The sequence below is a fragment of the Ewingella americana ATCC 33852 genome, assembly GCF_000735345.1.
In the GTDB taxonomy this organism is placed as follows: Bacteria; Pseudomonadota; Gammaproteobacteria; order Enterobacterales; family Enterobacteriaceae; genus Ewingella; species Ewingella americana.
The window spans coordinates 29,043-55,438 of sequence record NZ_JMPJ01000052.1 but is presented as its reverse complement, the minus strand read 5'-3'; the positions used below and the strand labels follow the sequence as shown (position 1 = coordinate 55,438).

Annotated in this window: 19 protein-coding genes and 2 pseudogenes; all 21 read right to left on the bottom strand. The window is 49.1% G+C overall.

The features are described from left to right. Positions 1-89: 89 nt before the first annotated feature. Complete coding sequence (gene tsiR / locus GEAM_RS23605) at positions 90-539, bottom strand: immunity protein TsiR (protein WP_034790876.1); 450 nt, start codon at positions 537-539, stop codon at positions 90-92. 6 nt (positions 540-545) lie between these two features. Next, positions 546-947 (bottom strand): annotated as a pseudogene (locus GEAM_RS23600) (polymorphic toxin type 44 domain-containing protein); the annotation flags it as partial. A gap of 312 nt (positions 948-1,259) precedes the next feature. Then, a pseudogene (locus tag GEAM_RS23595) lies at positions 1,260-1,580 on the bottom strand (PAAR domain-containing protein); the annotation flags it as partial. A gap of 20 nt (positions 1,581-1,600) precedes the next feature. Next, positions 1,601-3,196, bottom strand: a complete 1,596-nt coding sequence (tssA, locus tag GEAM_RS09430; RefSeq protein ID WP_034790874.1) for a type VI secretion system protein TssA — start codon at positions 3,194-3,196, stop codon at positions 1,601-1,603. A 38-nt stretch (positions 3,197-3,234) separates the two neighbouring features. Beyond that, positions 3,235-6,651, bottom strand: a complete 3,417-nt coding sequence (locus tag GEAM_RS09425) for an ImcF-related family protein (RefSeq protein ID WP_084674095.1) — start codon at positions 6,649-6,651, stop codon at positions 3,235-3,237. Then, positions 6,648-7,769 carry a hypothetical protein gene (locus tag GEAM_RS09420; RefSeq protein ID WP_128124486.1) on the bottom strand — a complete coding sequence of 374 codons (1,122 nt, stop codon included), beginning with the start codon at positions 7,767-7,769 and terminating at the stop codon, positions 6,648-6,650. The genes GEAM_RS09425 and GEAM_RS09420 overlap by 4 nt, the downstream gene beginning before the upstream one ends. A gap of 342 nt (positions 7,770-8,111) precedes the next feature. Next, the gene (locus GEAM_RS09415) at positions 8,112-8,651 is read right to left on the bottom strand and encodes a M949_RS01915 family surface polysaccharide biosynthesis protein (protein ID WP_034790872.1); all 540 of its coding nucleotides are present in this window, start codon (positions 8,649-8,651) and stop codon (positions 8,112-8,114) included. Between the two features lie 301 nt (positions 8,652-8,952). Beyond that, positions 8,953-9,543 carry a hypothetical protein gene (locus GEAM_RS09410; protein WP_150385429.1) on the bottom strand — a complete coding sequence of 197 codons (591 nt, stop codon included), beginning with the start codon at positions 9,541-9,543 and terminating at the stop codon, positions 8,953-8,955. A 50-nt stretch (positions 9,544-9,593) separates the two neighbouring features. Next, positions 9,594-10,232, bottom strand: a complete 639-nt coding sequence (locus GEAM_RS09405) for a hypothetical protein (protein ID WP_150385428.1) — start codon at positions 10,230-10,232, stop codon at positions 9,594-9,596. Between the two features lie 196 nt (positions 10,233-10,428). Next, positions 10,429-10,851, bottom strand: coding sequence for a hypothetical protein (locus GEAM_RS09400; RefSeq protein WP_034790869.1), 423 nt, complete (start codon positions 10,849-10,851; stop codon positions 10,429-10,431). A gap of 214 nt (positions 10,852-11,065) precedes the next feature. Then, the gene (locus GEAM_RS23425) at positions 11,066-11,545 is read right to left on the bottom strand and encodes an XAC2610-related protein (RefSeq protein WP_084674093.1); all 480 of its coding nucleotides are present in this window, start codon (positions 11,543-11,545) and stop codon (positions 11,066-11,068) included. A 47-nt stretch (positions 11,546-11,592) separates the two neighbouring features. Next, on the bottom strand, positions 11,593-12,075 hold the full coding sequence (locus GEAM_RS09390) for a hypothetical protein (protein WP_167333529.1): 483 nt from the start codon (positions 12,073-12,075) through the stop codon (positions 11,593-11,595). 205 nt (positions 12,076-12,280) lie between these two features. Next, positions 12,281-13,042 (bottom strand): hypothetical protein, encoded by a 762-nt coding sequence (locus tag GEAM_RS09385; RefSeq protein ID WP_034790867.1) that lies wholly within the window; start codon positions 13,040-13,042, stop codon positions 12,281-12,283. Continuing rightward, positions 13,029-15,278, bottom strand: a complete 2,250-nt coding sequence (locus GEAM_RS09380) for a M23 family metallopeptidase (RefSeq protein WP_034790866.1) — start codon at positions 15,276-15,278, stop codon at positions 13,029-13,031. Before GEAM_RS09380 ends, GEAM_RS09385 begins: the two co-directional genes overlap by 14 nt. A gap of 14 nt (positions 15,279-15,292) precedes the next feature. After that, positions 15,293-17,635 carry a type VI secretion system Vgr family protein gene (locus GEAM_RS09375; protein WP_034790865.1) on the bottom strand — a complete coding sequence of 781 codons (2,343 nt, stop codon included), beginning with the start codon at positions 17,633-17,635 and terminating at the stop codon, positions 15,293-15,295. Next, positions 17,632-20,283, bottom strand: a complete 2,652-nt coding sequence (gene tssH / locus GEAM_RS09370; protein ID WP_034790862.1) for a type VI secretion system ATPase TssH — start codon at positions 20,281-20,283, stop codon at positions 17,632-17,634. The genes GEAM_RS09375 and tssH overlap by 4 nt, the downstream gene beginning before the upstream one ends. Before the next feature lie 297 nt (positions 20,284-20,580). Next, positions 20,581-21,072, bottom strand: coding sequence for an Hcp family type VI secretion system effector (locus tag GEAM_RS09360; protein WP_034790858.1), 492 nt, complete (start codon positions 21,070-21,072; stop codon positions 20,581-20,583). 3 nt (positions 21,073-21,075) lie between these two features. Further along, on the bottom strand, positions 21,076-22,788 hold the full coding sequence (locus tag GEAM_RS09355; RefSeq protein WP_034790857.1) for an OmpA family protein: 1,713 nt from the start codon (positions 22,786-22,788) through the stop codon (positions 21,076-21,078). Continuing rightward, positions 22,785-23,474, bottom strand: a complete 690-nt coding sequence (tssL, locus tag GEAM_RS09350; protein WP_034790856.1) for a type VI secretion system protein TssL, short form — start codon at positions 23,472-23,474, stop codon at positions 22,785-22,787. The genes GEAM_RS09355 and tssL overlap by 4 nt, the downstream gene beginning before the upstream one ends. Continuing rightward, on the bottom strand, positions 23,471-24,823 hold the full coding sequence (gene tssK / locus GEAM_RS09345) for a type VI secretion system baseplate subunit TssK (RefSeq protein WP_034790854.1): 1,353 nt from the start codon (positions 24,821-24,823) through the stop codon (positions 23,471-23,473). The genes tssL and tssK overlap by 4 nt, the downstream gene beginning before the upstream one ends. A 14-nt stretch (positions 24,824-24,837) precedes the next feature. After that, positions 24,838-26,385, bottom strand: a complete 1,548-nt coding sequence (gene tssC, locus GEAM_RS09340) for a type VI secretion system contractile sheath large subunit (protein ID WP_034790851.1) — start codon at positions 26,383-26,385, stop codon at positions 24,838-24,840. Between the last annotated feature and the right edge of the window lie 11 nt (positions 26,386-26,396).

Sequence of the window (26,396 nt, the reverse complement as noted above, 5' to 3'; positions counted from 1 at the left end):
TATCATCCCCCAGCGAAGTATGTATTTTTTGTTAAATGAATATCTCATGATTTCTCTACGATGCTCGCTAATAGCTGTCTTAAACTTGTTTAAAATGCATGAAGTTTTTGGTAACAGATGGTTTTGTTTTCTTTCTTTAAAATAGCCTTGTCGCTTTTAATGATAATTGATATTGAGCAGTTTCCTTCTTGTTTGGATAGTTTAAATAATTGCCCCGATGTGCTTATTGAGTTATATTCATATTGCCCTCCAATATACCAACCGATACCCACTTCCGAATCGTTGGCTAATAATCTTTTTAAAGAAGGTTTTAACATTATTTTTTGGCCGGGCATGAGTTCGTCGGGTCTTCTTTTTATTATCTTGTCAATCTCTTCGACGCTTGGATCTACACCATAGGTACTTTCGCCAAAGTATATGTAGATATTATGACTTGTATTGTTGTGGATTGATATTTTTGGCTTTAGTAAACTTATTATATAGAATGATGTGAAAAATAATACAATAATTAAAGTCGAGACTAATATTAGTTTTCTCATTAATTTTCACTCTAAACAGTATAGTTTGTTTTTTTTTACACTCAAACACAAATGGTCTTGTCTCGATTGTTTCAAGTTAATGTCTGGTTCATTTTCTAGTGCATCTAGAATGTCTATAGAGGTTAAGTCCCTTGCATACCTACCGTATTTATAATACAAGTTAAATCCTATGTTTACGCAAACAATATCGTCAATTGGATCTTTTTCCGAATCAATGCTGGTTCTAATTTGTTCCATGTTTGAGCCTGCAAGTAAAGTTTCAACTGAAAACCCAGTGCTTAAACCTACATAACCATAATGTATATTAGACCAGACATCATAAAAGTAATCGTGATTTTTGTATTTGTGATAATGGCTCCTTGAGATTTGGCGACTTTTTAATTGACGCTCTACAGCTATTCTACCAAATTTAGATTTTATTAAATGCTTGTGATCCCAGATGGATCCTGTTTTTACTGCTTGAAACCAAATTGCCATCGCAGTCACCGTTGAAAGTTGCGGTGGTGGGTTTAATTTATTATACCAAGGACTATTTTCCCATTCTTTCATACTTTCGTTATAAGTTTCTTTGTCTATAAGAAACCTAATCTGTTCCGCAGTCTGACTTTTTACATTCTTTTTAATTTCATTAACAATATACTCGGCAACAACTAAGGCGCCATCTGTGTGCGTACAGATTATTTGATTTTTTGGCGAGTTAGCTTGGTTATTGTTGTCGGCGGATTCGTCTGTTTGAGTACTTGGTTTAGAGTAATCAGAAGGAGTTAAATCATACGTATCATCCACCATTGACGGAATAAACTCTGCTTCGCAAGGGCAGCTGCTTTTGCTGTGAAGGGTGCCGGCGAAATTTCGGCCGTGGATCTTATCGCCGGGAATATGGCCGATAATATAGTAAGTGCCGGGGTGTTTGCCGCAGGTTACGCGATCTTCCTCGCGAGCCACGGCTCTGCCGAACAGTGTGTGGGTTGTATCACCTTCAATGATGATACCGCCACAGGTGGTTTCATCTTCCACCACCAAGTAATAACCCTTTGCCATAAATAATCCCTTATTAAGTGTTAACCACACAACACCGCAGCCCTTGCCGGGTCGAGCGCTATTAGCCCGCTGAGCAAGGTTTCCATATCGCTGTGCAGGCGAACTTTGTCGCTGTCACTGCGCTGCGCCTTCATACGCAGTAACTTGAGGCGTCGGGCTTTGACTTCAAAAACCAATCCCGGCTCCCAGTGGTTGAGGGTGAGGGACGAGCCGCCGCTATCCAGATCCGCAAGCAGGTGGAGTGCCATGTCGTTCTTGCCATATTGCTCGGCGACGCGGGCCATCACCAGTCGTAACAACCATTGATGGCGCGGGGTAGTGACTCCCGGACGTGCTTGCAACCAGAGGATCGCGGTTTCAACGCCGTCACTGTCGGCCTGCGCTAGCGCTTCGCTTTCAAGCTGAAGAATATCGTCCTCGCCGGAGGTGACGGCAGCGGCGGGTTCATTGCCCCAGCCAGTGACCGATTCCAGCACCTGTTGATTAATCCAGTCTTGTGTGACTTCATCCGCGAAGGGCGTGCCGTCGCTCCAGCAAAGGCTTTCCAATCCGGTGAGACGGGTCAGCAGCAGGCGCAAATCCTGAGTAATACAGCTGGTCCAGCTGTCGAAGGGAGCCCCCGCCTTGCTGAGCGCCTGATGCAGATACCACTGCACGTCGAGCCAAAAGTGGTTAACGCCTTCGGCAAACATCGACTCTGCCTGTTCCAGCAGTTCTATCCAGCTCTGTTGAAGATAGAGACGCTTGAGCTGTGCGCGATACTCCGGGCGCGGCGGCAGTAAGCGAGTACGGCCACTGGCATCCAGCGGAGGAAGTTCATGAACCGTATCCCAACGCACGCTCTTGATCAGATGATGACCCGAGAGCCACCCCTGAGGCTGGTCGCGCAGGTATTTTGCCAGCGTCTTTGCCTGATCCAGTAGGTCGCGGCCGGACTGCACTGGTCGCAGTGAGGGAGACGCGCTGGTGGATTCCGCCGAAGGGCTTGAAGAGCCGCTATTTTGCGGCACCACGGCATGCATCCCGCCAGACTGCGCGAGGCGATTTTCCAACACGGCGTAGAGCGCGCCGAGCTGTGGGCGACTCGCTTCAGGCCATGTGCTTACGCCTTGTTCGAGAAGTGTCAGGGCCGCCACGATGCGGGAAAAATCGGCTTTATCGACTTCTGGATAGAGTGAAAGGCTGTCCAGCATGCGCGAGCCTGCAAGCCATTCGAGCGCCGTTTTTCTGCTGGTGGCGCGCTGCGGGTGCAGCATCTCACCAAAATCCCCGATAAGTGCTGCTAATAGGGATAGGCCGTCGGCAAAGCCCGCTTCGCCATCGCGATGCAGCCGCGCCCAGATGTAATAGGTGGCGACCCGCACATCCTTGCAACTGGCGTTAAGCAATTTCTCCGACAATTCGCAGATAAGCGTGGTATTGGCCCCCGAGAGCTTATTTACCTCTTCGCGCATTTGCTGAAAGTCGTCGTCGTAGCCCGGATCTTCACCGGCTGGAAGATCCGCTGAGATCGGTTTTAACCAGTTATTCCAAAGTGCCGCCTGCTCAGTTGCCAATTGCAAGAGTGATGAAGACTCGGCGCTGCAAGCCTCTTGCAGCGTGATTAATGTGGTCATTACGGGTCCTGTTGAATTTTATGCGAGAGGAATGGATATCACTCTTGGGCTATTGCATCGGCGTCAAAGGGCTTTTCAGTAGTAGCTTGCGTCTCTGACGTCAGGAATATTTTCGTCGGCAGCGTGAAGTTGCGCAGCTGCAATAGGCCCAGCGGGCCTTTGCCAAGCTCGGTGCGCAATATCCACTGGAGCGGCTGTTTGTCGGTAGTTGTGAAGGTGAGCTGATAGCGCCCCTCATCCAGCTTTTGCTGTTTTGCCTGTTCCAACCAACGAATCAATCCCCAGGTTCCCTGATAATCGCCGTATAAACGGGCACCGGCATTCACGCTGGTCCAAGTCAGCATGGTGCCCGGTTTGTAGGTATCGCCAGGCCAGCGGAAGCTCTGCCAACTCTCCATTTGGTTGAAATAGGTGAGCTTTTGGCCATCAATCGACAGGTTGGTCTCCACCACATTAGGCACCGGGCGGGCGAGCAGCTCGAAGCGCATTCCCTGACTGCCATCAGTAAACAGGATGTCGGAAATCTGGCTGAGTTGATTAATCGCTTCAAGAAATGCCGGATTAAAGGTCAGCCCCTGACTGTTGACTCTATCCGGCACCCAGCGCGTGCCTTCTTTGTGCAGCACGCCGCTCAGTTCGCGGGTCAGGAAGCTGTCGATACGGCCACTGTCTTTGCGAATAAATTCGGCCAACATCGGCAGCGACGCATCACTCTTACTGATGGCGAAAGGGTAACGCCCGTCAAACGCCGATTTCCAGTTAGCGACAATGGCGTTTTTCCACTGATCGTTGAGGCTGGCGGAAGAGGGCTGCAGCACCGTTTCCCAAGCCTGAGTCAAAGGCTGAACAAACATCGACTGCCCAAAACCGCTCCATTCCTCTCCCAAACTGGCGGCGATTAGGCTGCCATACTCTTGGGTGTCGGTCAGATCGACGCTTTTGCCTTGGAATACCGTCTGCGCCAGCACCTGCGTCATCTCCTGCGGGTCAGAAGCATTGGCAACCTGCTGAAGTTTAAGGCGGACGCGAGTCACGCGGGTCAGCAATGTTTGCAGGCTGAGCGAGCTGTCGGAAGGCATCATATTTTGCGCACTGCCTTTACCCATCAGGGCGAGCAGGGGACCAAAGGTTTCATCCAGAGGCCCAACCGGGCCATGGGCCTGCTGGTCGATGGCTGGCTGCGCGTCTTTATTGATCAAGGCTTTCGCCGATTTCACCAGAGAGTCCGACAAGGCCTGATCTTTTTGCCCGGTCTGCCCCTGCCACGCCAGCGTGTTCATCAATGCAATCAATGGCGACTGGCGCACATCACTCATTAGGGTGAGCTGGTCGATAACGTCAGATAAATTATGAGCTTCGTTCCAATGAAGGCTGTTGAGGAAGTTCAACCAGCTCCCCGCAAAGTCTGTGAAATAGCGTTCTGTCAGGCGTTTTTTCAAGGCTTCAGGTGAGATCTCATCAGCAACTGGCCGACGGTTGTCACTCAGCACCCAGTCAATCTCTTCACGGCGCGACGCCACGGCTTTATCTATTGCCTGCTGGATTTGCTCATCCCACGCTTTGCGAGTGAACATACCCGGCACGCTTTCATCGCTGTGGAACAGGCGCTGGGCGTCGGTGTCGCCCGCCATATCGGTCAGCGTCATATCCGCATAGTTGCGGCGTACCGACAGCAGCATATTTTCGTATAAAGTGCTTTCGGCATTGCGCTGACCAATTTCCCCCAGCAGCACCTGACGCGCCTGAGTGACCAGACTGCTATCGGCGTTGATTTTCCAACTTGGCTGAGTCGGCAGGTTAGAAGCATAAAACTGCCATAAATCAGGCGCCAGGCTCTGCCATAGACCTGCGGATACCCCCGTGCGACGCGGCTCGGTGGATTTCATCACCTGCGCGTAAAACTGGCCTTCGGCTTTTTCTGGTCTTGCCATCATTAAATAGGCTTTTAACTGGTCGTAGCCTGATTTCGCCAGCGCAGCGCGCTTCGGGCTGTTCGCCGGGAGGTTGGCTAGAATGCTCAGTTTCTGCTGCAAGCTGTACGCAGCGGCATCGCGTATCAGGCGATTATTCGCCTGACGATACCAAGGGAGTAGGGCATCAAGCAGTGCCGCATTTTGATCTAAGCCAAAACGCTGATACCAAGGAGCACCGTGCTCAATACGAGTTTGTAAACGTCCGATATCGTTACGCAGGGCTTGCAGGGCAATCAGTTGCGCATCAGACACTGGAAGCGGCTTCGCCAGATTCTGCGCCAGTTCGCTGGCTGAGACCATCTGGTGGCGGTTGACTGCGAACGACATGAGGCTTCCCGCGCCCCAAAGCATAATCAGTGCCAGCAGGCCGTAACATAGGGTTTGCTCCCAAGGCAGGCCCACGCGCTGACCGCGCGCTGCTCGGCAATCTTCCAAAACGCCTTGCCAAGTCACGGAGGTCGACCAGGTATTATCATGGACGCCGACGGGGACCGCTGGTGATATCGGTTGGCTGAACATCAAGCCGCGTAAAGGAATGCGTTTGGCGTAATTGGCGAGCCACGGGGTGAGAATTTTCCCCCAATACGCGGCGGTACCGCTCTCCAGTGATTGTGCGAAGCGCAGCAGAAAGTCATGTTGTTGCTCGACAAAGACCTGCTGTAGTCCTTGTTCGCGTAGCCGCGGCGTTAGAGATTTAAGCTGAGACTCAATCGACTTAGGCGACATTTTTGCAGGGAAAATGGCCCCTATAGATTGTTCCGCACGTGCGAGACCCTCAGTTTCGCCAGCAATAACCTGCCAGAGATAAACCGCAGGTTGATAGCGTAGCGTATCGCCGATTTTCTCGAGAGAGCGCAGGCCATCATCAACCCACTTAGCGTTTCGGCTTTGCCCATCAGCCAGCGCCCAGACAATACCGTCCAGCGGCCGAGTGCGGCGCAGCTTTCGCCACTCAGCCAGACGCGAGTGATCGCCTTCTTCATGCAGGCTGCCACCAAAAATGAGCAACGTGCGCTGACCTTCAAGCCAGCCCTGAGTTGCCAGAGTAGGCGCCAGCGCGGCAACCTGTTCGGTTTCGCCCATCACCATCAGCAAACGAACTTTATTGCGCCAGAACAGGCCATAGCGAAGACGTAGATGGCGTTTGAGAAGCACCATTTCGTTCTGAGATTTATCTTTTTCTACTTTTTCAGGCTTGGGAATATCATCCCCTTGGGCTTGTTGGCGAATTTCATCAAAGTGCTTTTTACCCGAAAGGCGCGTACCGGCATAGGTTAACAACGCGCAGCAGGCGAGCACGCCAGTTCCGACCATCAGCCCCGTCAGCCAGCGATCTTGCTGCGGCGTGTTTGGCATTAACCCCACCTGTTCTGGATGCTGCCAGACTAGCCAACAAAGTAGCGCCCCGGTGAGTAAAAATACCAAGGCAATAATCCAGAACCAGACTTCTGGTTTTTTAATCGGTAAGGCAATGCGCTTCACGTTATGTTCTCCTTGTGAGAAGCATTGGGAGAGACGGCACAACTCCAGACACTTTCGCTGCCTTGTTCGCCGTTAAAAATAAAATGTGGTGCTGGGGAATAACTCATCGACTTGGCAGCAACGGCAATGGCTAGCCAAGGGGCTGCGAGTGCCGTATCGCCAAGGAAACTGTCTATATGGTGCATGTCACTTTGTTGCTCAAGACCGGTAAAAGGCAGCGCAGTTTTGACTTTTAGGATCGCTCTGTAGGCATCGCTTTTAGCCGATATCCCTGTTAACCACAGGTGTTGCACTCTATCGATGCTCATTGGCACCCAGTCCGCAGCCTGCAAAGCTCTGGCGCGTAACATTTCATCATCCGGCTCCGAAAGTTCTGGCCGATGGAGCAGAGCAATGGGTAACAAATCCTTTTGAGTCAGACGGTTGCCGAGTAATAGCCCGGCCACGGCTTCTGCGCTAAACAGGGTTATATCAGGCGCGATATGCAAGGCGACAACCAAAAGCAAATCTTCATCTTTGATATGGTTATCAAGCCAGTTGTCGATCACCCCAAGCCCGCTCCCCTGAATAAAGTGAGTAGGGTGCTGAAAGGCGCGCTTTTCCCATGCCTTTTGCCAGCTCTCTTTCACCTGTGCAGCAGGTATTGACGAGGATGACTCGAGCAAAATGGCGATAGGCTTATCTGGGCTTATAAAGCTGAATGTATCGGCGAAACTTTCCAGCAGCTCAGCAAAGGCAGCGGCAATGCGATCTTGAGGCTCAAGAACTTCGGTAGTCGGCAATCTACTGTGGCGGACAGTACTTTCTTTTTTCCAGCTAATTTGCGGGTTTAACATATCCTGATTGCGCAGCATAGCTTCAGTACAGTCGGTGAATTCAGCATTTGCCAGATGAGCTGTGCTGAAAGTCGCTGCCAGAATTTGCAACGCACGGCGTCCACGCCGTACTTCCTGCAAAATCACCTGTTCACGGCGCTTGTCCCAAGCATTAGCCTGAATCTGCTGCATCATATAAACAGCCATTCGGATTCCCATCAATACCAGCCAAACCATGGCCGGAATACCAATGGCAAACCACCAGAAAGTGTTCTCACTGACTAATTTCCCTAATAAGCGCATCAGTAATATGCCTGTCGCGACAAGACATACCAACGCGGCTAACCAGCGCAATAGCCTGGGCGGAGTAGGGCGTATATAGGGGGCTGGCATGTTATTTAGGTTTACTGGCATTTTTTGGGCTCGAATATAAATTATGGAGAGTTAAATTGTCAGTGTCCGCACAGATGAAAATATGCTAATGACTTATGACAAGCTTTTCTTAAATTAAATATTCCTAAGTCATTCCGGTTTGAATATGTCATAAATAACATAATTTATTTTACTTTATTTATAATGCCAGAGTCTTTTAGTCCATGATTCAATAAGAGGTGGATTCATATGGTTTAATCAGTTTTTGAAAAGCTAATTAATTCTAGTGGTCGAAACGGAGGGCCATTTTTTAAGCATGTACTCCAGAAGGGGTTTGTTATTTTTGAGGTTAAAGTCTGGTACTGGAGATACCTCCCCACCAAAACTATCACTTCCCATGATGATATGCTCCTCCCCCCGTAGTGAGTATTTTATACCATTTCGATATGCGAAATATTTAACAATCCCAGGGGAAATGCCTCCACTACAACTTATTCTGTAGGAAAAAAGGATGTAATAATCATCTTTTTTTAATAAATCCAAGAGCTCGAATGAATTAGGATATATAGATATATCGGAATCTTCAGTACAGTTTTTTACGCTGTCATTAATTACCCATTCTTGCTTGTTATTTAATTTTCCTTCACCATGAAGAATGACAGCGGATGATTCCCTATCAAAACCACCATCCATAACCGTTAATGTTATGTCATGTTTGCCATTCATATCCATCCATACGATTTTGTATATTCCCGTAGCAGAGTGAGCTGAAGAGGATATCACAAAAGAAATAAGAAATATTAGCTTGTTCATTTTACTCCTTATTGATAATTTTTTAGGGATTGTAATTATGGGGTGATTTAATGTTGTTTTTTATTAGTGTTTTTTTAAATTTTTAATTACTCCACTATATTTCACAGGATTGACTATGAAACTGCTTGCGTTGGTGTTGTGATTACATGCTGGTGTGTGAGATTAATTTTTCCGATATGAGGGGTGTCGAAATATCAAGAATAAATAAAATTGACTTCCCTGACTGCATGATAAAAATAGTATTTCAGTAGCGTGATGCATCTTGCTTTTCAGAAAGTTGAAGACTGACTTAATTAAATAATTACCAGTTTATCTCCATGGTATTGAATAAATCTGTGACCTTAATCAGATAGTCAATTCTCTTTACATCAGAATATTGTACTACTCCAGAGTAATAAGTAGCAGCATAATTATCCTGAGAGTAAAAAAACAATGTTTTTATAAGGCTAATCGGTGCGTTTTTCTTATCTAAGAATATAACGTCAGAAATAACTAGTGCTCCGTTTTTTCTGGGGAAGGTTTCGATGTTGACGTGATATTTTAAACTTTTCAAATAACTAAAGTTCGTGTTTTCTTTTATGACCTTGTCGATTGTCGTATTGAGTTCTTTTTGATCGTAACCATATTTATTTTTCGCATCATCCCAAGTTATGTAGCTTATGCCTCCGGTTGGATAAGCCTCCTTAGAAAGATAAAAATAGTCTTTAAAGCCATTGTAAAATATTGGCACTGGCTTTTCTCGACAACCATTTTTCTCGGATGACTTTTGTATTTCCATTTTATTGAAAACTCCTGCTGAGAATTCAATTGTTTTGCAGTAATCAATTTTATTTGCATATGTAAACGCTGGGTTTATTATAAAAATAAAACCAATGGTCAAATTTCTCAACATGATAATTGTTGGTTCATTGTAACTCTCTTCCGCTAATTGTCTGTTTTAATTTAATGATTTTTATCTTTGTCAAAGGAAATACTATTTAATAGCTTCAATGCATCTTGCGAGGAGATAAATTTCCCATTGCTTTTAACGCCCTCACCAGAGCCGCAGAGTGCATTATTATTATGAATTAAACAAAAGTAAAATCCTTCAACATTACTGCCATCTTTGAGTTTCTTCATCCTATCTGTAGCCATGAATCCATGAGAGTTTTTATTCTTGATTTTAATTAGCTCTAAGTGGTTAGCTTCCCCCTTTTTTTTGTAATTATCATCTGGCACAGACTTCCAATCTTTGCTTTTGTAATCATATATGATTTTGTTGTCAGTGCTACTTTCATCAATGCCATTATCATTAGTATGCTGAGTATCATATCCAGCCTCAAAAGCTTCTCCAGAATACAGGCAGTACCATTCTGAAATAGGAGATTTTTTTTTGTAATACTCATCATCTGACAGTGCGGGATAAATATAGTCTTTGAAGTGTACGTTGCAAGCATCAAAATTTGATGATGCTGAAATATCAGTATTGGAATTTGATGATAAACTCCTAATCACTGAAGGTGATTTATCTTTATTAAGTGGAGTCGCGGTTGATGAAAATGAGCTAAAAAACATAAAAATAAATACCCATATTATTTTCATAAATATTAACCTATATTTATTTTTTGTATGGTATGAGTAGATCGCCAACTCGCATTTTCTTATGCGATCTAACTTTTACATCATCATCTTCTGCGGGCTTATAATATGCACCCCCAAGAATTGGATGTCATAGCAGTAGGTAGTACCTACAAGAAATAATTGGTTTTATATTTAGTCACTTTTATTTAAATATACATTATTTGTGACTAATATTTATATCAGTTAGAGATACTTTATTCACATTGCAATCAATTGAATTTATAATTTTTCCATTTTTTTTCACATCTAGCCATGCTGTTGATTCGTGATCTTCACTTACTCTGTTTAAACTTTCATTAATCGTATAGCTATAGGTTCCATTTTTAAACTCAATAGAACTATCTAGTCCAGACCCTACTGGTGTTTCTTGTTTTATATTTAATTTTTGCAATTTTCTCTTAATCATAATGTCTGGTTTTGAATTCGTTTTGCCGAATTTGTAAGTAATATCATCTCCATCTTGATATAGTGATACGGCTTTATTGTTTGAAGTCAGACATTCAAATACCATTTCCTGTGCATAAACATTAATGGTAAGCATCCCACTAAAAATGATTGGAAAATATATTAACTTATTCACTTCTCTCTCCTAAGTTGATTTGATTCAGGGAATTCAAGCACGAAGTCACGATTATCATTCGGGAATTTCATTTCCGTGAGAACTGAAATAGCATTTCCATAGACACTACAACGAGTATCAAAGCCGTTTAATTCCCGGTAATTAATATCATTAATACGACTGGGTAGATAGAACAGTCAGATATGCAATTTACAAGAGTGACGCATATGCGTAATTATTTAATCATTATATTTCTTTTTACAGTGATGCATTTTTTAATTCGGTTGTCGTCGAAATATGAGCTAATTAATTCTTTTTTTTGGTTGTCAACTCTGACATCAATATAATCATCACCACAAGGTGAGTGTATCTCATTAAAGTCATGATTTTTATCTGTAAAAACAAAGATTTTAAATATTTTGTATGTCCCCATCCCTTCGTCCATGTGCCAGATAGAAAAATCTTTCTTTCCGTCAAAATTAAAATCATCAATCAACATTTTTATTTTTCTTTCTGAGTCGATATGAATGATATTTTCTTGTATTAATCTGGTTTTTTCGAAGATTTTATATTTTACTTCATAGTCTCCTTCTTGCCCTACTGTTGTGATCTCCGCATTGTATTTGTTAGATATGTTGAATTCTATTGTATTTGATGAGAAAGCGTAAAAAGACACAAGGGAAGAAATAAATATAATAATTTTTGAATATATCATCTAATTACCACGCGGAATGTGAATATTTACAGGTGATAAATTGGGTGTTATTTTATTATGAATGATAGATATACTTTATTGTAATCGCTAAATAAAGATGGGTTGCCTCTACCAGTAAATATGAAATTTACCTTTTGTGGTAATTTTATTTCCGCCTGAAAACACTGCTCAGAATGGTATCCAGCATCATCTTTATACTTACATGAAACTACAGCACTCATTCCAGTAAATTTTGAGTTGGTGTTTATATTTGCTAAAACTGGAATGCCGTCAGTTACCGCCTCCCATTTTCCGTCATCATTCATTGTAAAGTAATCACTTTCTTCATTAGATAAATTTCTGCATAGTTTAAGGTAATCGGATGCATATACATGTTCCGCCTTAATGATTAAACAGTTGTTGTTTTTTTTGACATTCCATTTCTCAGGGATATTTATTGTGGCCTCGTCTAGAGATGCTGATTTGGTATGCTCTTCGCTAAAGCAAGGAGTTGTAAAGGAAAACAGAAAAAATATTATGATTTTTTTCACTTATTCATCTCCAACAATAGAATATACATTCTGAGTTGATTGATACCTGTTTTTAAAAGATTGCTGATGCCATTACTTATTACGTTGCTAAAATATATTAAGTTATTGTGAGAGTATTCTGGGTTTTATTTTTATTAAGCAAGAATCGTTGAGGATGCACTTAATGCAATATAAATATTTTAAGGAAGTTTTAATAAATTAAATGTTATTTTATGGTGGCAAGTTTGCCACCTAATTCATTTAGGGATTGTTTCCCAGAAAACAGTTCCTGGCATTTACTATCAATCACTGATGCATCTTTATCCGAAGGGAAAAACACTTTCTTTCCTTTTGCTATATCCCATACTCCAGGGAATGAATCAATAGAACAATCTAAATCGTTAGGCGCAACAAATCTGCCATTTGGCGATATTTTTCCTAAATATAGAGTGTTGCCTGGGGAAAATGTGTCATCAGTATTTTTTACGGAGTCACTCCAAAATCCCTTACCTGAAAAAATATTTTTTCTTCCATTAAAATTAGAAACTATCGCTTGGTATGCTCTGAAGTGAGCATCAACTACCACCAACGCTAGAACCAACTTCTTTTCAAAGTTCATGTCTATAATGGTGGATATTTCTTGATCAAAATACGGAATGGAATAAACACTAATAGCATTTCCGTTACAATTCTTCACGTCTTCAGCTTCAAGATATTTATTACCGGACGCTATAAGTACTCCCACATGATCACTTGTTAATGATATTTCCCCAGCACCATTTAGCATTGAATTATCCCAATTAGAGATTTCACAGGAATGATCTATACCTGATGTTTTATTATGAACCGTAATGTAGCCGACTTTATCCTTATCCAACCTCACAATGATATCATCAAATTCTACGGAGTTATAATATGCCCCCCAACAATTTGTAGTTATAGCAACAAGCACTATCCACAAGAAGAATTTTATTTTAAATTTGATCATCAATTACCTCTTTAGCTTTTTTAGTGGCTATTTTCCTTTCAGCAATTCCCTTGTCACCACCGTTTATTCTTTTTGTCACCCTCTCTATGATGTTGTTGTCGTCTGAAACCTCTGAGCTGTCCTCATCCATAATTTTGAGTACTTTAGATTTAAAACACGCAATGAAGAAAGCGCCAGTGTCAATGCAGTTGTATGTGTTTTCCGTTACCCTTTGAGGCGAATCAATTTTGGGAGGTCTTTTCTTCATGGCCGCGGATTTTTTATTCTTATATGCTGGGTCATCCCACCAATATTTGTCGAAATCTTTTACGGATAACCACCCGCGATATACCCAATAGCTTGCATATGTATCAAGACCTGTTAACATTTTAAAACCTCGACCTCTAAATTTTTGTGCATCCACATCGCCACAATTTCCATTAATCCAACTATAGGAGCCTGTAATATAACCTCCGCGAGAGTTATATTTTTTTTCATAGAAGTATTTGTCTTTTTCAGTATCGAGTAATCCATACCAATGACCTAATTCAGTTGTTTCATTGTAAGTTGAAATTTCAACAATATTACCGCCTTTTTGAACGCCATTAACTACATTTTGTTGCTGACTGGCCTCTTGCATCGACAATAAATAGCCTGACTCTACTGCACCTTGGCCTAAAAAATGACAGATCCTATTAGCACCTGATAAATTATACTTATTCATTAATTTGTTTATGTCTACATAATATTGCAATGTAATATCTTGGATGGTGGTAAGCGCATTTTTGTTTTTTTTATTCGTATTTGCCGCCATGACCTCTTTAATTATTTTACAATCAAGCCACCCGCACTTCCTAAAATGCTCAATAAACCCACGTGGATCAAAATGCCAGACTTTCCCTGAACCCAAGGCACCTGAATCAAAACATAGAGCCTCTGCGTGTTGTTTGAATCTGTCATAGTCCTTTTCATTCATCAGAACACGATCCTTCGATTCATTTGTTACCGGTATCCGCCATATTGCCGTTTTTTCTGGTGTACATTGCTCCCATGGCAGACCAGTCATTAGCCATTTATACCGGGCATCAATAGTGCTTTTTTCCCACTCAAACGGCATACAGCAGATAAGTTTGCGGCTTTGTGCTGCATACCTGTTTTCCTCCCGAAGCTTCCTTATCGCTGCTGAATTGCACTGGCTATGCGTGTCTTTATCATCATTAACCAGTTGCCAACCTGCCCAGTGGGGGAAATCCGCATCGCTGAACTTTTTAACAGCTGCCACTGCAAGGTTCACCACACCTTGTCCACCAGGGTAATTTACTGTCATCCAGAGGGGGGCTGTAGCCGGAACCAAGGTTTCATGCTCGGTGTTAATAATCCGCCCAAAACGTAGAAGTTCATAGCCGGCACTCGGACTTTGCGGATAGCGTGAAGTAGCTGTTTTATAGAGGTTATACTCATAGTCCTTGCCATCGGCATTGACCAAAGGAGAGCCAACTATCTCAAAAGCATCTTCTGCATTGGCGCATGCCTGCCGCGTAATCATCGTGCATGCTCCTTTACTGAAGCTCATGCTTGCATACAGCGGCACTTCGCTAGTATGGATTTCATTCAAGTTTGTTGTGATATCGGTATTAGCCGAGGGGCGAGCCTCATAAAATTTAGTGCCTGCTGGCAAATAAAAATGAATATCGCCATAGATAGCATCCGTTCTTCCATTTTCATTAATATTCAACTTGCCGGTAGCTCTACCAACCAATTTACTTATGTTGGCGTCATCGCAGAAAATCTGAAAATGAAATTCATTTTTCCCATCAGTCATTCCAGATGAGCCAATAGGGGCTTTACGATAGATTTTAGAGCCCGTGTGAATCTCTGCTTCCAGATGCTTCAAGTGCATATATAAAGAGTAAAAAACAATTTTTCCGTCTTCACCTGAACCTATTTCAGTCTCATGTTTTAATAAAACATAGCCATCATCCGTTCCTCTGATAGGCGAGTATTTCAGCGGGAATTGATCTCTTTTCCAAGGCTTTGAAGGGATACGAAAAGACTCGACAGTACCGTCAGCTATAGCCCTAACTTTATTCGGCACTGCGCCTGAGTCAGTGTGTGAAATATGGATCCCACCATGCCATGAATCCGATGCATTAAGAGGATACCCTCTACTGGAACTAACAGGCATCATCGCATCAACCCAGCCAGCATCAGACTGGCTTGCATCTCTATTTCTCAGAAATGGAGGACTGATAATCATGTTGTGACTCCTTGTCAGGAAAAAGTGAAATGACTGGCAGGTTCTGTAGTTTCCGGAGCAACACTCGGGAAATCTTCTGGGATATTTGCCTTCTCCAACCGCCCATAATGCCCAGCCTTAGTCAAATACTCCCCAGCCGTTCCTGACTCGATACTATTTTCATCAATGCGGATATAACTCCCGCCAGCATTCAGCGTTATCCTTTTCTTCGCCGTGATCTTAATTTCATCCTCGGTGCTGGTGATAGTGATTGCCTTACGGGCCAGCAGTTCGATTAGGTCATTCTGCGCCTGAACGGTAATAGGTCCCTGATTGGCAATTAATTTCATTCCCAGTTTTCTGACAAAGATACTCAGAGTGTTGCCTACGCCGAGAAAGAAGTTCTTGGCGGCGCTGACGTCGGCATTCTTACCCGCAGTGGCAATCAGATTATCGCTTGCGCTGATTTGCAGGTGCTCGCCGCTGCTCAGGGCAATGCCTTTTGGCGCACTTAGCAAAAGAACGGCTTGTTTTAACTCTTTAAGGTTTTGCTGCAAGAGGTTGATTTGAGCCTGCAGGTCAGAAGGGTTGGCCGTTGAGGCCTGAGCATCAGACGAAATTGAGTTCATCTGCTCGTGCGCACTGTTCAGCAAATCCATCGCTGGCTGCATCTCCAGTACCTTCCCCTGCGCCTTTGCCTGCCCGTCGGCGCTGATGAAGATGCCTTTCTCGGCTCTGATGGCGCCGAAGCTGTCGGTGCGCAGCTCAAAGCCTTCGCCGCGCGGCTGCTTGTCGGCGTCGACCAGATGGCCGAGGTTGAGCTGGCTTTTGCCGCCGTACTCGGTGCTGAGCTTGATGTGCTCCTTGCCGCGCTCGTCGTCGAGGCGCAGCTTGTTATTGGACGGCGTGCGCAGCACGTTGCGGCGGTAGTTGCGAATGGTGACGTGGTCGCCGTGCGCCGAGTCGTGCAGCACGTGCGCGATATAGGGGCGGTCGGGGTTGCCATGTTCAAAGGCGATAGCCACCTCGGTGCCCGCCAACAGCGGCAGGTGCATGCCGTAGGTGTCACCGGCGTAAGGCCGCGCCTGGCGGACCCACAGGCTCTCGTAACCTTGCTCCCAGCCGTCGCGGTCGAACAGCATGTTGACGCGATACCGCCCGTCCTTGTCGATATGCCCGTAGGTGTCGTTGGTCGTGGTGCTGGTGACGCGGGCGGGCAGGGTGCCGGCCATCACCGGCTTGCTAACCGGCGTCGGGCGGAAGCAGTAATCTTCCGAGTAAGGAATGGCCTCAAACGCCACCTGAAAATTTTTATCCCGCGCGGCGCTGCTGCGGGTGTTAGTCACTATCACGCCTTTGGCGAACGGGGTCGGGATATTATTACCGATGACCTTTAGCTCCTGACCCGGCGTCAGGGCAGCGGCGTTGGCGACGCCGGAGAACCGCGCCTGCTGGTTAAGGTAGCGCTCGTGGCGCAGGCGGGCGTAGAACGCGCCGCTCTCCGGCTCGGGGTCACGGCCTTCACTGCCCGCCGCCAGATAATTGTCGGCGTAGTGGTAAGCCTCGCCGTAGGTGGTGTTATCGCCGCGGGTGACGTCCGCCGATGAGGTCAGGTCAGCGTTGGCGGTGCGGTAGTTGTAATCCCCGGTGCTGACGGATTTTTCCACCACCTGATAGGCGCTGGCTAAGTCCCACGCCGACTCAACGCCGACGTCGTGCATGCCGGACGGCGGCACGGCGTGCAGGGTCGGGCCGGTCGCGTAGTGGCGCTGGTCGTCATAAAACTCCACCACGTCGATGTTGAGCTTGGGGTCGGCGGTGAAGCGGAACCAGATACCCACCTCGGCCAGCAGGCGGGAGATAAAGGTCAGGTCGTCTTCGCCATACTGCATCACCTGTTCGCGGCGCGGATACTCTTTTACCAGCGTGAAGACGAAGTCCTGCCCGCGCATGGCGTGGCGCTCGCGCAGGATTTTCTCGACGATGCCGGGCACGGAGATATCCTGATAAATGCGGTTCTGGTGGCTGCGTGACAGCAGGGCCAGCCTCGGCTGCAGGCAGAGGGCATAGCGGCTCTCGTCGCGCGAGCTGGAGAGACGCTTAAAGCCGGTGACCACGCCCTGAATTACCCGCAGCGGCAAGGGTACGCCAAAGGCTTCCTCCACTGGCGCTTGCAGGGTCAGCGAGGCGTCCTTCAGCAGCAGGGTGGTTGGGTCAATGTTCCGGTCGCTGCTGGCAAAAGTGATGTCATAGCTGAACGGCAGGCTCAGGCTCTCGTTGCCGACAAAACCTTCCACGTCAATCGGCGTGTCGCAGTCGCGCACGGCGAGCTTGTGGTGGCTGTGGTCGAAAAAGAATGACTTAGACGCAGTACTCATCTCTGTTCCCCTTCAAACTCCAACAAAATCCCTTCATCATTATCCCAGCCCAGCGTCAGCAAGGTTGTGCGCTGTTGATCGCTCATCCGGCTGAGAAGCTGTTGACTCAGCACTGGCAGAATTTGTTGGTTGAGCAAGCTGTCGATGTTGCGCGCGCCGGTGTCTGGCAGTAGACAGGCGGCGACCAACTGGTCGTAAAGACTCTCTTGGATGATGCATTCAAGGCCGTAATGTCTGTTAAGGCGTTTTGCCACCTGAGCCAGTTTCATCTCGACGATTTTTCTTAACGCTTGGGCATCCAGCGGGCGATAAATCAGCGTTTGGAAACGGGCCAAAAGTGCAGGCTGGAAGTGGTCGCGCAGGATAGGGCGCAGCAGCTCGTGCAACTCGCCATGGGTGGCTTGCGGCTGTTCATCCAGCAGTTGCATCAGGTGGTCACTGCCGAGGTTGGCGGTCATTAAGATAACGCTGTTGCGAAAATCAATCTCGCGGCCTTCGCCGTCGCGCATAAAGCCGCGATCAAAGACCTGATAGAACAGGTTAATCACGTCGCGATGGGCCTTTTCCACCTCGTCGAGCAGCACCACGCTGTACGGGCGTTTGCGCACGGCCTCGGTCAAAATACCGCCCTGGCCGTAGCCCACGTAGCCCGGAGGTGACCCTTTGAGCTGGGAAACGGTGTGGGCCTCCTGATACTCGGACATGTTGATGGTGATCAGTGACTTTTCACCGCCAAATAGAGTGTCAGCCAACACCAGCGCGGTCTCGGTTTTACCTACGCCGCTTGGGCCTACCAGCAGAAAGACGCCGAGCGGGCCGTTTTCAGATGTCAGGCCTGTTTTGGCGGCGCGCAGGCGCTGGGCCATATCCACCAGTGCGACATCTTGACCGACCACGCGCGTGGCGAGATGGTTTTCCAACTGCAGCAGGTCGGCCTGTTCGTCTTTTAGCAGGCTGCTCAGCGGCACGCCGGTCCAGTCAGCAATGACCGTGGCGACGGTGCGTACGTCCACGTCAAGGCTTAGCAAAGGGCAGTTTCCCTGCAAATGACTCAGTTGCTTATGCAGCGTAACCGTCTCTTCCTGACGGCTGATATCTTGGCGAGCGTCCAGCAGTTGCTGGGTTAGCACTTTTTCAGCGTAATACTGAGTTTCAAATACGGCGAGTTGCGCGGCCAGTTCAGCGTCCTGCTGACCCATTTTCTCCAGACGGTCACCGTGGGTATGGGTTCCCAGCGCAATATCTTCCAGCAGCGCCTGTTCTTCCATCTCCAGCGCGCTGATTTGTGCTTTCAGGCGGGTCAGGTCTTCTGGCAGGGTATCGAGGCTCATACGCACGCGGGCAGAGGCGGTATCAAGCAGGTCCACGGCTTTATCCGGCAATTGGCGGCCGGTGATGTAGCGGCGCGACAGGCTGACGGCAGCTTTGACCGCGTCATCCGTAATATGCACGCCGTGGTGCTGGGCGTAGCGCGATTTTAGGCCGCGCAGCATCAGACAGGCCATCTCGTCATCCGGCTCGTCAACTTTTACCATCTGGAAGCGACGTTCCAGCGCAGCGTCCCGTTCAAAGTACTGCTTGTATTCGCTCCACGTGGTGGCCGCGATGGTGCGCAGCTCACCACGGGCCAGCGCCGGTTTGAGCAGGTTGGCGGCGTCGGCGCCTCCGGCCTGATTGCCTGCGCCGATGATGGTGTGCGCTTCATCGATAAACAGCAACACGGGTGTCGGCGACTGCTGAACGGCTTCGATGACGTTCTTCAAACGCTGCTCGAACTCGCCTTTCACGCCGGCACCGGCCTGAAGTAGGCCGAGATCTAGGGTGCGCAGACTGACCGTTTTCAGGCTGTCCGGCACGTTGCCTTCACTGATGCGTAACGCGAGGCCTTCGACTAAGGCCGTTTTTCCGACGCCGGGCTCGCCCACCAGAATCGGGTTGTTTTTACGGCGGCGCGAGAGGATGTCGACCATCTGGCGGATTTCGGTATCACGTCCAAAGATCGGGTCAATCTGTCCAGCTTTGGCTTTAGCCGTTACGTCCAGCGTGAATTTATCCAGCGCAGCCTGTAGTGCTTCACTCAATGACTGACCGGTAAGTGGATTAGTGTTGGGCTGCGTGGATGGCTCATTCAGCGACGTAGCTGGGGTAGCAAGGCTGGCCTGCTGTTGCAGCTCAGGGCGCTCGTCGGACTGAACGTTCAGCAACGGCTTGAGGCGAGCAATATGCGCCGTGCTCAGGCTAAATAGTGGCCAAGCACCGTCGCAACGCAGCAAATGAGGATGTGCGTTGAGGGCTTCAAGCAGGTGAATACTGCGAATGCGATCATCGCCATCTTGCAGGGAGGCATTCAACCATGCGCTCTGCATCAGCTCGATCAGTGAGCCCGATAACACCGGGCGAGCATGTACCGAGCGCGGCAGGGCGTCGAGGTGCGCCAGCAGGCTCTGCCACAGGCTGTCCATGTCCCACTCATAGCGGCGGGCCAGCACGGTAATGTCGCCTTCGCCCAATTCCAGTAATTTGAGTAGCCAGTGCTCAAGCGTTATCTCAGCGTGGGCGCGGGTCTGGCACAGCGTAGCGGCGGCTTCCAGCGCCTGCGCGCAGAAAGGATTGAGGCGACGAAGGAGGGTGGCTGACTGATGTTCCATGCTGAAATTCCTTGTGTTTTGGGTACGCTACCGCCCATAGCCTTCCTTTGCAGGAACCCAGGCCCATTAGGTCGATGTTCGAATTGTTTGTTGTTTGCGAAACTGCCAATGACTCTCAATAAGCAGTTTTGGAAACTACAAACAGCAGACGGCGAACCGCCTGCTTGGGGCGTTACCCTAAATAATTCGTGTCGCGGGAAGGCGGCAAGTTCGCAAGCCCCCGGGGGCATAGATAACTATGTGACCGGGGCGAGGAAACGCAGCCAACGCACCAGCGGCGCGAAGAATGACGGGTAACTAGGCGGTGGTACGTTCATTCCAAGAATCGGAATGAATGATGTTGCCGTCTTTGTAAGTCCAAGTGATTTTTTCGTAACGCAGCTCAATCTCTTCGAGGTGGTTGTGTTTCTCGAAAGAGGCGTCTTTGATGTCGTGCATTTTTGGCGCGACTTTAACCAGCTTGACGTTCTCAAGCTTGGTGTTGAAGTACTCCACTTCCTGACCTGCATCGTTGATGCGATACCATTTGAACTCGGCAGATTTGAGGGTCTGACCGGTGGTGACCGCTTTGTAGAGATACGGGCTGGAGGAGTCGATTTCCTTGGTGAACAAGAACGGGGTATGAATGCGGGTCCCCGTCAGTTTGCCGGTGTTGTTGTCGGTAGGGATGTAAACGTTATGCTCCTGAGCCACGACTTCGATGCTGCCTTCGCGATCTTTTACATCAACGGCACCTTTAATGTCCGCGCCGCCGTCGTCTTTCAGCCATAAGTAAACGGGAATTGCCATGATTTAGTTCTCCTTGCTTGGTGTTGTAGCCGCTTCAGATCCTGAGGCGGATTGAGATGCTGTTGCCTGACACGCATTTGCCTGAGGCACCAGACTAATTTCGACACGGCGATTGGCTGCTCGGCCTTCTGCCGTGTCGTTTGTTGCAATCGGGCGGGTCGCGCCGTAACCCTGAACTGCAAAGCAGGTTGGCGAGACATCGCTGGTGGAGAGCATCCAGTCACGCAGGGCTTCAGCGCGTTTAAGTGACAAGATTTGGTTGGCGCGTGCGTCGCCGGTGATATCGGTATGTCCTGCCACCACGATGAGCCAGCCGGGCTTGGCTTTAATACCAATCAGCGCATTCACCAGCAGTTTCGTGCTGTTAGCTTTGAGCTGATATTTGCCGGTATCGAACAGTGAAAGGGCGTCCAGACGCACTGTTTTAGGGGCTGTGACCACGGCAGGCGGCGGTGGCGGCAGATAGTTTTTGATGGCGGTGAACAGAGGCAGGCGCAGGCGCTCGCCTTGGTACAGCCCTAACCCGAGGCGAAGCGGCTCGCCGTTGCGGAACCAGTCATCAAGCTGGGCGGCATCGTCACGCAGAACCGTCACGGCTTTAGCCTTCGGCGCGTAGTCATGCATATCAATGCTTTCGTAATGGCGGATGTCGAAAGCCACGCGATGCAGCAATTGCCGGTTGTGCCACGCGCTACAGCACAGCGCCACCGCGATTGCCACCACGAGGAGGGTGAAACCATGGCGCAGCACGCGCTGACAGGCAGATTTGCCATAGCCCAAGGGTAGGGTGGAAAAGAGAAAGTCCGGGAATTGTAGGCCAGTTTTTGCAGCTTCTGAGTCCGGCTGCCAGCCCGCAACCGCGTTCAGCGCGGTCAGGGAGGATAGCCAGCGCAGCCAAAGCGAATCTGCCACCAGCTCTGGTAAATTGGCGACGTGATGCAAAATAATTTGCTGTGGTTGAACGCCAATCACGTCGTCATTGCGTTGAATGAAGGCCGGTAAAACCTGCTCTTTTAGCCACTGGTTGTGCTTAAAGAACATCACGGCCTGCTTGAAGCGAACGGACTGTTCCTCGCCTTCTGGCGTAAGCTGCCAGTCGCCGAGTGTTTCCGGCATAGTGACCACAGGCCAGACCGCAAAGGGCTGCGACTGCTGTTGTGACAGCCAAACCGGCGATTTAACCATGCTGTTCGCCACCGTGCTGTAGAGAACCAGCGGTACCGGCCAGTGGCTGTCCCTGCGCAGCTGTACCAGTTGCCAGCGAAGTTCAAACAGATGCGTGGAAAGTGCTTGTTCATCCGCCTGTTGCTGCGGGTTGACGGAGAACATTACGCTCAGCTGGCGCGCCCACTCAGGCCGCTGCACTAACAGCTGCTGAGTGAACTGACGCAGGCCAGTGACATCATTGACGCGTAGCCAGCAGCCCTGCGCCGACTGGTGGATAGCATCAGCGCCAAACAGCGCAGGCAGCGCGTCACCGCACACCAGTACTACCGGCAGGCGATAGTTCTCCGGCGGCAGGCCGTCAAGGTTTATGATGTCGTTTGCACGTTCGGATTTACGCCCGCTCAGATATAAGCCGCAAAGACAGATCAGCGCGACCACGGCAAAGCTTATCCAGCGAACTTTTGGCGATAAGGGCAGAAAGACCAGGCATAAAATCCCGGCTAAGATCCCAGCCCATAACCACAAACCGCGTTGCCACATCTGACTCATTGCACTGACCCCGGTAACAAGGTCGGCAGCAGCCCAGACAGCCAGTGGTCAAGACCCAACCAGAGGATAGCCACCAACAGCGCGGCTAAACCAAGGCGTAACGGCCAATAGCGCAGCCACACGCCAACACGATGGCGTGACGGAGCGACAGCCAGCACCGGATTGGCTGGCGCGGAGTTAAAAGCGGGGACTCGCGCAGAGAGTTGATCGACCAGCTGTTGGCGTTCGGCGCCTCCCTCTGGACCTAATCCTCCTTTAAAGCCGAGCATCAGCACGCGATGGAAACAGATTAAAACGGTTAAATCTGCTGCTGGCTCACGCAGCACCTGTCGGACTCGCTCGTAAAGCTGGCTCCCGGCATCCAGAGTTTTGAAAAAATGCGCCTGAAGCGGAGAGTCACACCATACGAAATAGATATCGTCGTGGATGTTGCGCCCTTTTACCGTCTCATCGAGAACCGCGCATTGGGCATACATGACGTGCTGACAGCTTTGCTCGCTGATGTTGGCCGCCTTCAGCGCCTGCTGAACATGCTTAATATCATCCACGCAGCGCTGCCAAAAAATACGACCTTCGCCTTCGCCGCAGGTCATTCCCTGCCGCAGGCTAATGAGTTGCAGCCAGGTATCGGCCAGCAGGGCATCGATATCCATGGGTTGAGTAGATACTGTTATGGATTGATTCATGCGCGTAACACCGCAAAGAGTTCAAGCTGGATCTCACCTAAGGTGCCTGGCACATAGAACACGCATGCACCGGCTTCCATCATCTGTTTCGCCGCCGGATGGTTAAGATCAAGGGAGAAATATTGATTTTCGAGGCGCAGTGGAATGGCAGCAGGCACGTGGGTCAGAGCTCGCAGTGGGATGCCGCTCAGTGCCACGTTGACCACGTTGCCGACATCATCAGGCGCGCCGACTTTGCACAGCTGCGGGAACTGCGTTTGCAATTGGGCAGACGAAAGCGTGGAGCGAACCGAGAGGTAGAAATCCACGTCTTCACGAAGCCGTGGGTCATGCAAGTCAGCACGCCACTGGTTGAATCGAGGTTCATGGACCAGTTCAACGGCAACCAAACGCGACGGCAGGCTTGCTTCGAGCAAGATGTTCAATAGTGCAAACAGCGGCGGGAAAACGGCGGTCAAATCATCGTGCTGATAAACCGGGATTGCCGTGCTGTCATGCTCCAAAGAGAATGTCAGCAAGCTACCAGCCAGCCTTGCCAGCTCCTGATATAAACGTTCAGGGTGAACTTGCGGGTAGCGTTGGAAATTCCCCAGCACGGGTTCAGCACTGTTAAGGGCGTTGAGCAGCCAGAACAGGGAAACGTCGGCCACGGCGAAGTCGGCCATGCGGGCGTTGCTTTCGCGACGCATCCCCATCAGCCGTTGTAAGCGCGCACGAAGCTGCACCATCAATATTTCCAGCTGCTCACTGCACCAGTGGCTCGCTTGCAGGCTGAGCAACGGCGGAATAAAGCTCTTGTCCTGAGTCCAGCGACCTTGCTGGTCACGGCGCAGAAGGGCGACAGGGCAGGTCTGATAATTACCGTTCTCTTGGCTGCTCAGACGCAGAGAAAGCTCGTGGGTCATCACGGCGATTTGCTTTTTATCGTCGCCAAACTGGTTCTGCACGTCCCGCCAGGCTTGGCGATACCGCACCGGGCGCTCCGCAAGTTCGTCAGGTTGCAGGCAGTTGCCGCCATTGGCATAGGTCTGCGGAACGGCCAGCAAGACGGTCGCTTCGTTGGCCTGAGCAGGCAAATTTGCGGCCAGAGTTAATGTTGCTGGCAGCAAATCGGCACTGTCGGTGTCCACTAAGGTGCCATCTTGAAAGCGAAGGTGTAAGCGTTCCGCCTTCAGGCGACCCTGAGCCAGCGCGTCTTGCTCGAAACTGGCATGCAGCACTCCCCACGGATGCAAAACGCCCATTTGCGCAATGCATTCGTTAGTCCAGGCCTCCAGAGAGGCCTGTTGTTGAAATTGCTGTGGAGAAACCAGAATTCCGCGTGTCCATAGCGGACGTTCAATCTTCATCCTGCCTCCGGGCTTCAAGCTTTCGCTTTAGGCATCTGAGAAACTAACGACAAGTTGACGTCCATGCCTTCCACTTGGAAGTGCGGCACGGCGTACAGTTTCACGCGGAAGAAGCCAGGGTTATCCTCAATATCTTCGACGGTCACTTTGGCGTCACGCAGTGGGTGAGAAGCCTGCAGGTCGTCGCCCGGATCGGTCATTTCAGTCACCAGCGAGCGTACCCAAGTGTTTAATTCCAGCTCTAACAGCCGGCGGTCTTTGGTGGTGCCGATGTTCTCGCGCTGGATCAACTTCAGGTAATGCGCGATGCGCGACAGCAGGAAGATGTAAGGCAGGCGTGAGTTGATGCGGCTGTTGGCGGTGGCGTCAGCGGTGTCATACAGCGCCGGTTTCTGCGTGGAGTTAGCCGAGAAGAAGCAGGAGTAGTCGCGGTTTTTGTAGTAAGACAGCGGGATGAAGCCCAGATTGGCAAACTCAAATTCGCGGGTTTCAGGGATCATCACTTCTGACGGGATTTTCACCTGATTGCCAGTGCCCAGGTCATACAAGTGGATTGGCAAGTCGGTCACAGCACCGCCGGCCTGCGGGCCACGGATCTGCACGCACCAGCCGTTTTTGATGAAGCTCTTCACCATGTTGGCAGCGAAAGCAAAAGAGGCGTTGGTCCACAGGTATTTCTCGTGGTCCGGGCCTTTCACTTCTTCGACATAGTTGAAGCTGCGAACTGGCACGGTGTCCGGGCCATAAGGCAGGCGGCCAAGCACGCGCGGCATGGTCAGGCCGATGTAGCGAGAGTCATCTGAGTCGCGGAAGGATTTCCACTTGATGTATTCGGCGCGATCGAAGTAGTTACCAATGTCTTTGATTGCCGCGACCTCTTCCATGGACTCTTTCAAGAAGAATTTCGGGCCAACCGAGCCGACAAATGGCATGTGCGCCGACGCGGACACTTTGGAAATATTGCGCAGCAGGGCGACGTCTTGCGCGCTGGCGTCAAACTCGTAGTTAGAGATGATGGAGCCAATCGGCTCGCCGCCCGGCGTATCGTATTCTTGAATATAGGTGTGGTGATACAGGCCGCTTTGGATGATTTCCGGGCAGTCTTCGAAGTCTTGGCGCAGGTCATCTTTCGAGACATCCAGCAATTCGATTTTAACGTTTTGACGAAAATCGGTGCGGTCAACCAAGAACTTCAGGCCACGCCAGCCAGACTCTACGCGCTGGAAGTCAGGGTGGTGCATCACCACGTCCAGTTGGCGGCTGATTTGCTCGTCGAGCATGGCGATATGGCCGTCGAGCAGGGTTTTATCAAGACGCTCAACTTTCTGCCCAGAGGCCTTCAGGCGCTGCAGGAAGACCTGTACGGCTGCAGTCACGCGCTCGTCGGTGGTGACATCAGACATCGCCTGATTGTCTTGGAAGACGTTGACGTCGCCCAGTGAAGACACTGGCGTCAGGTTAATTTTGTCGAACAGTGACGCGTAAACACTTCCTGCGTCGGCACGTTCCAGCACGGTAGTGCGGCTTTCTTGCGTATTTTCTGTATTGGCAGACATAAGCATAATCTCAGGTT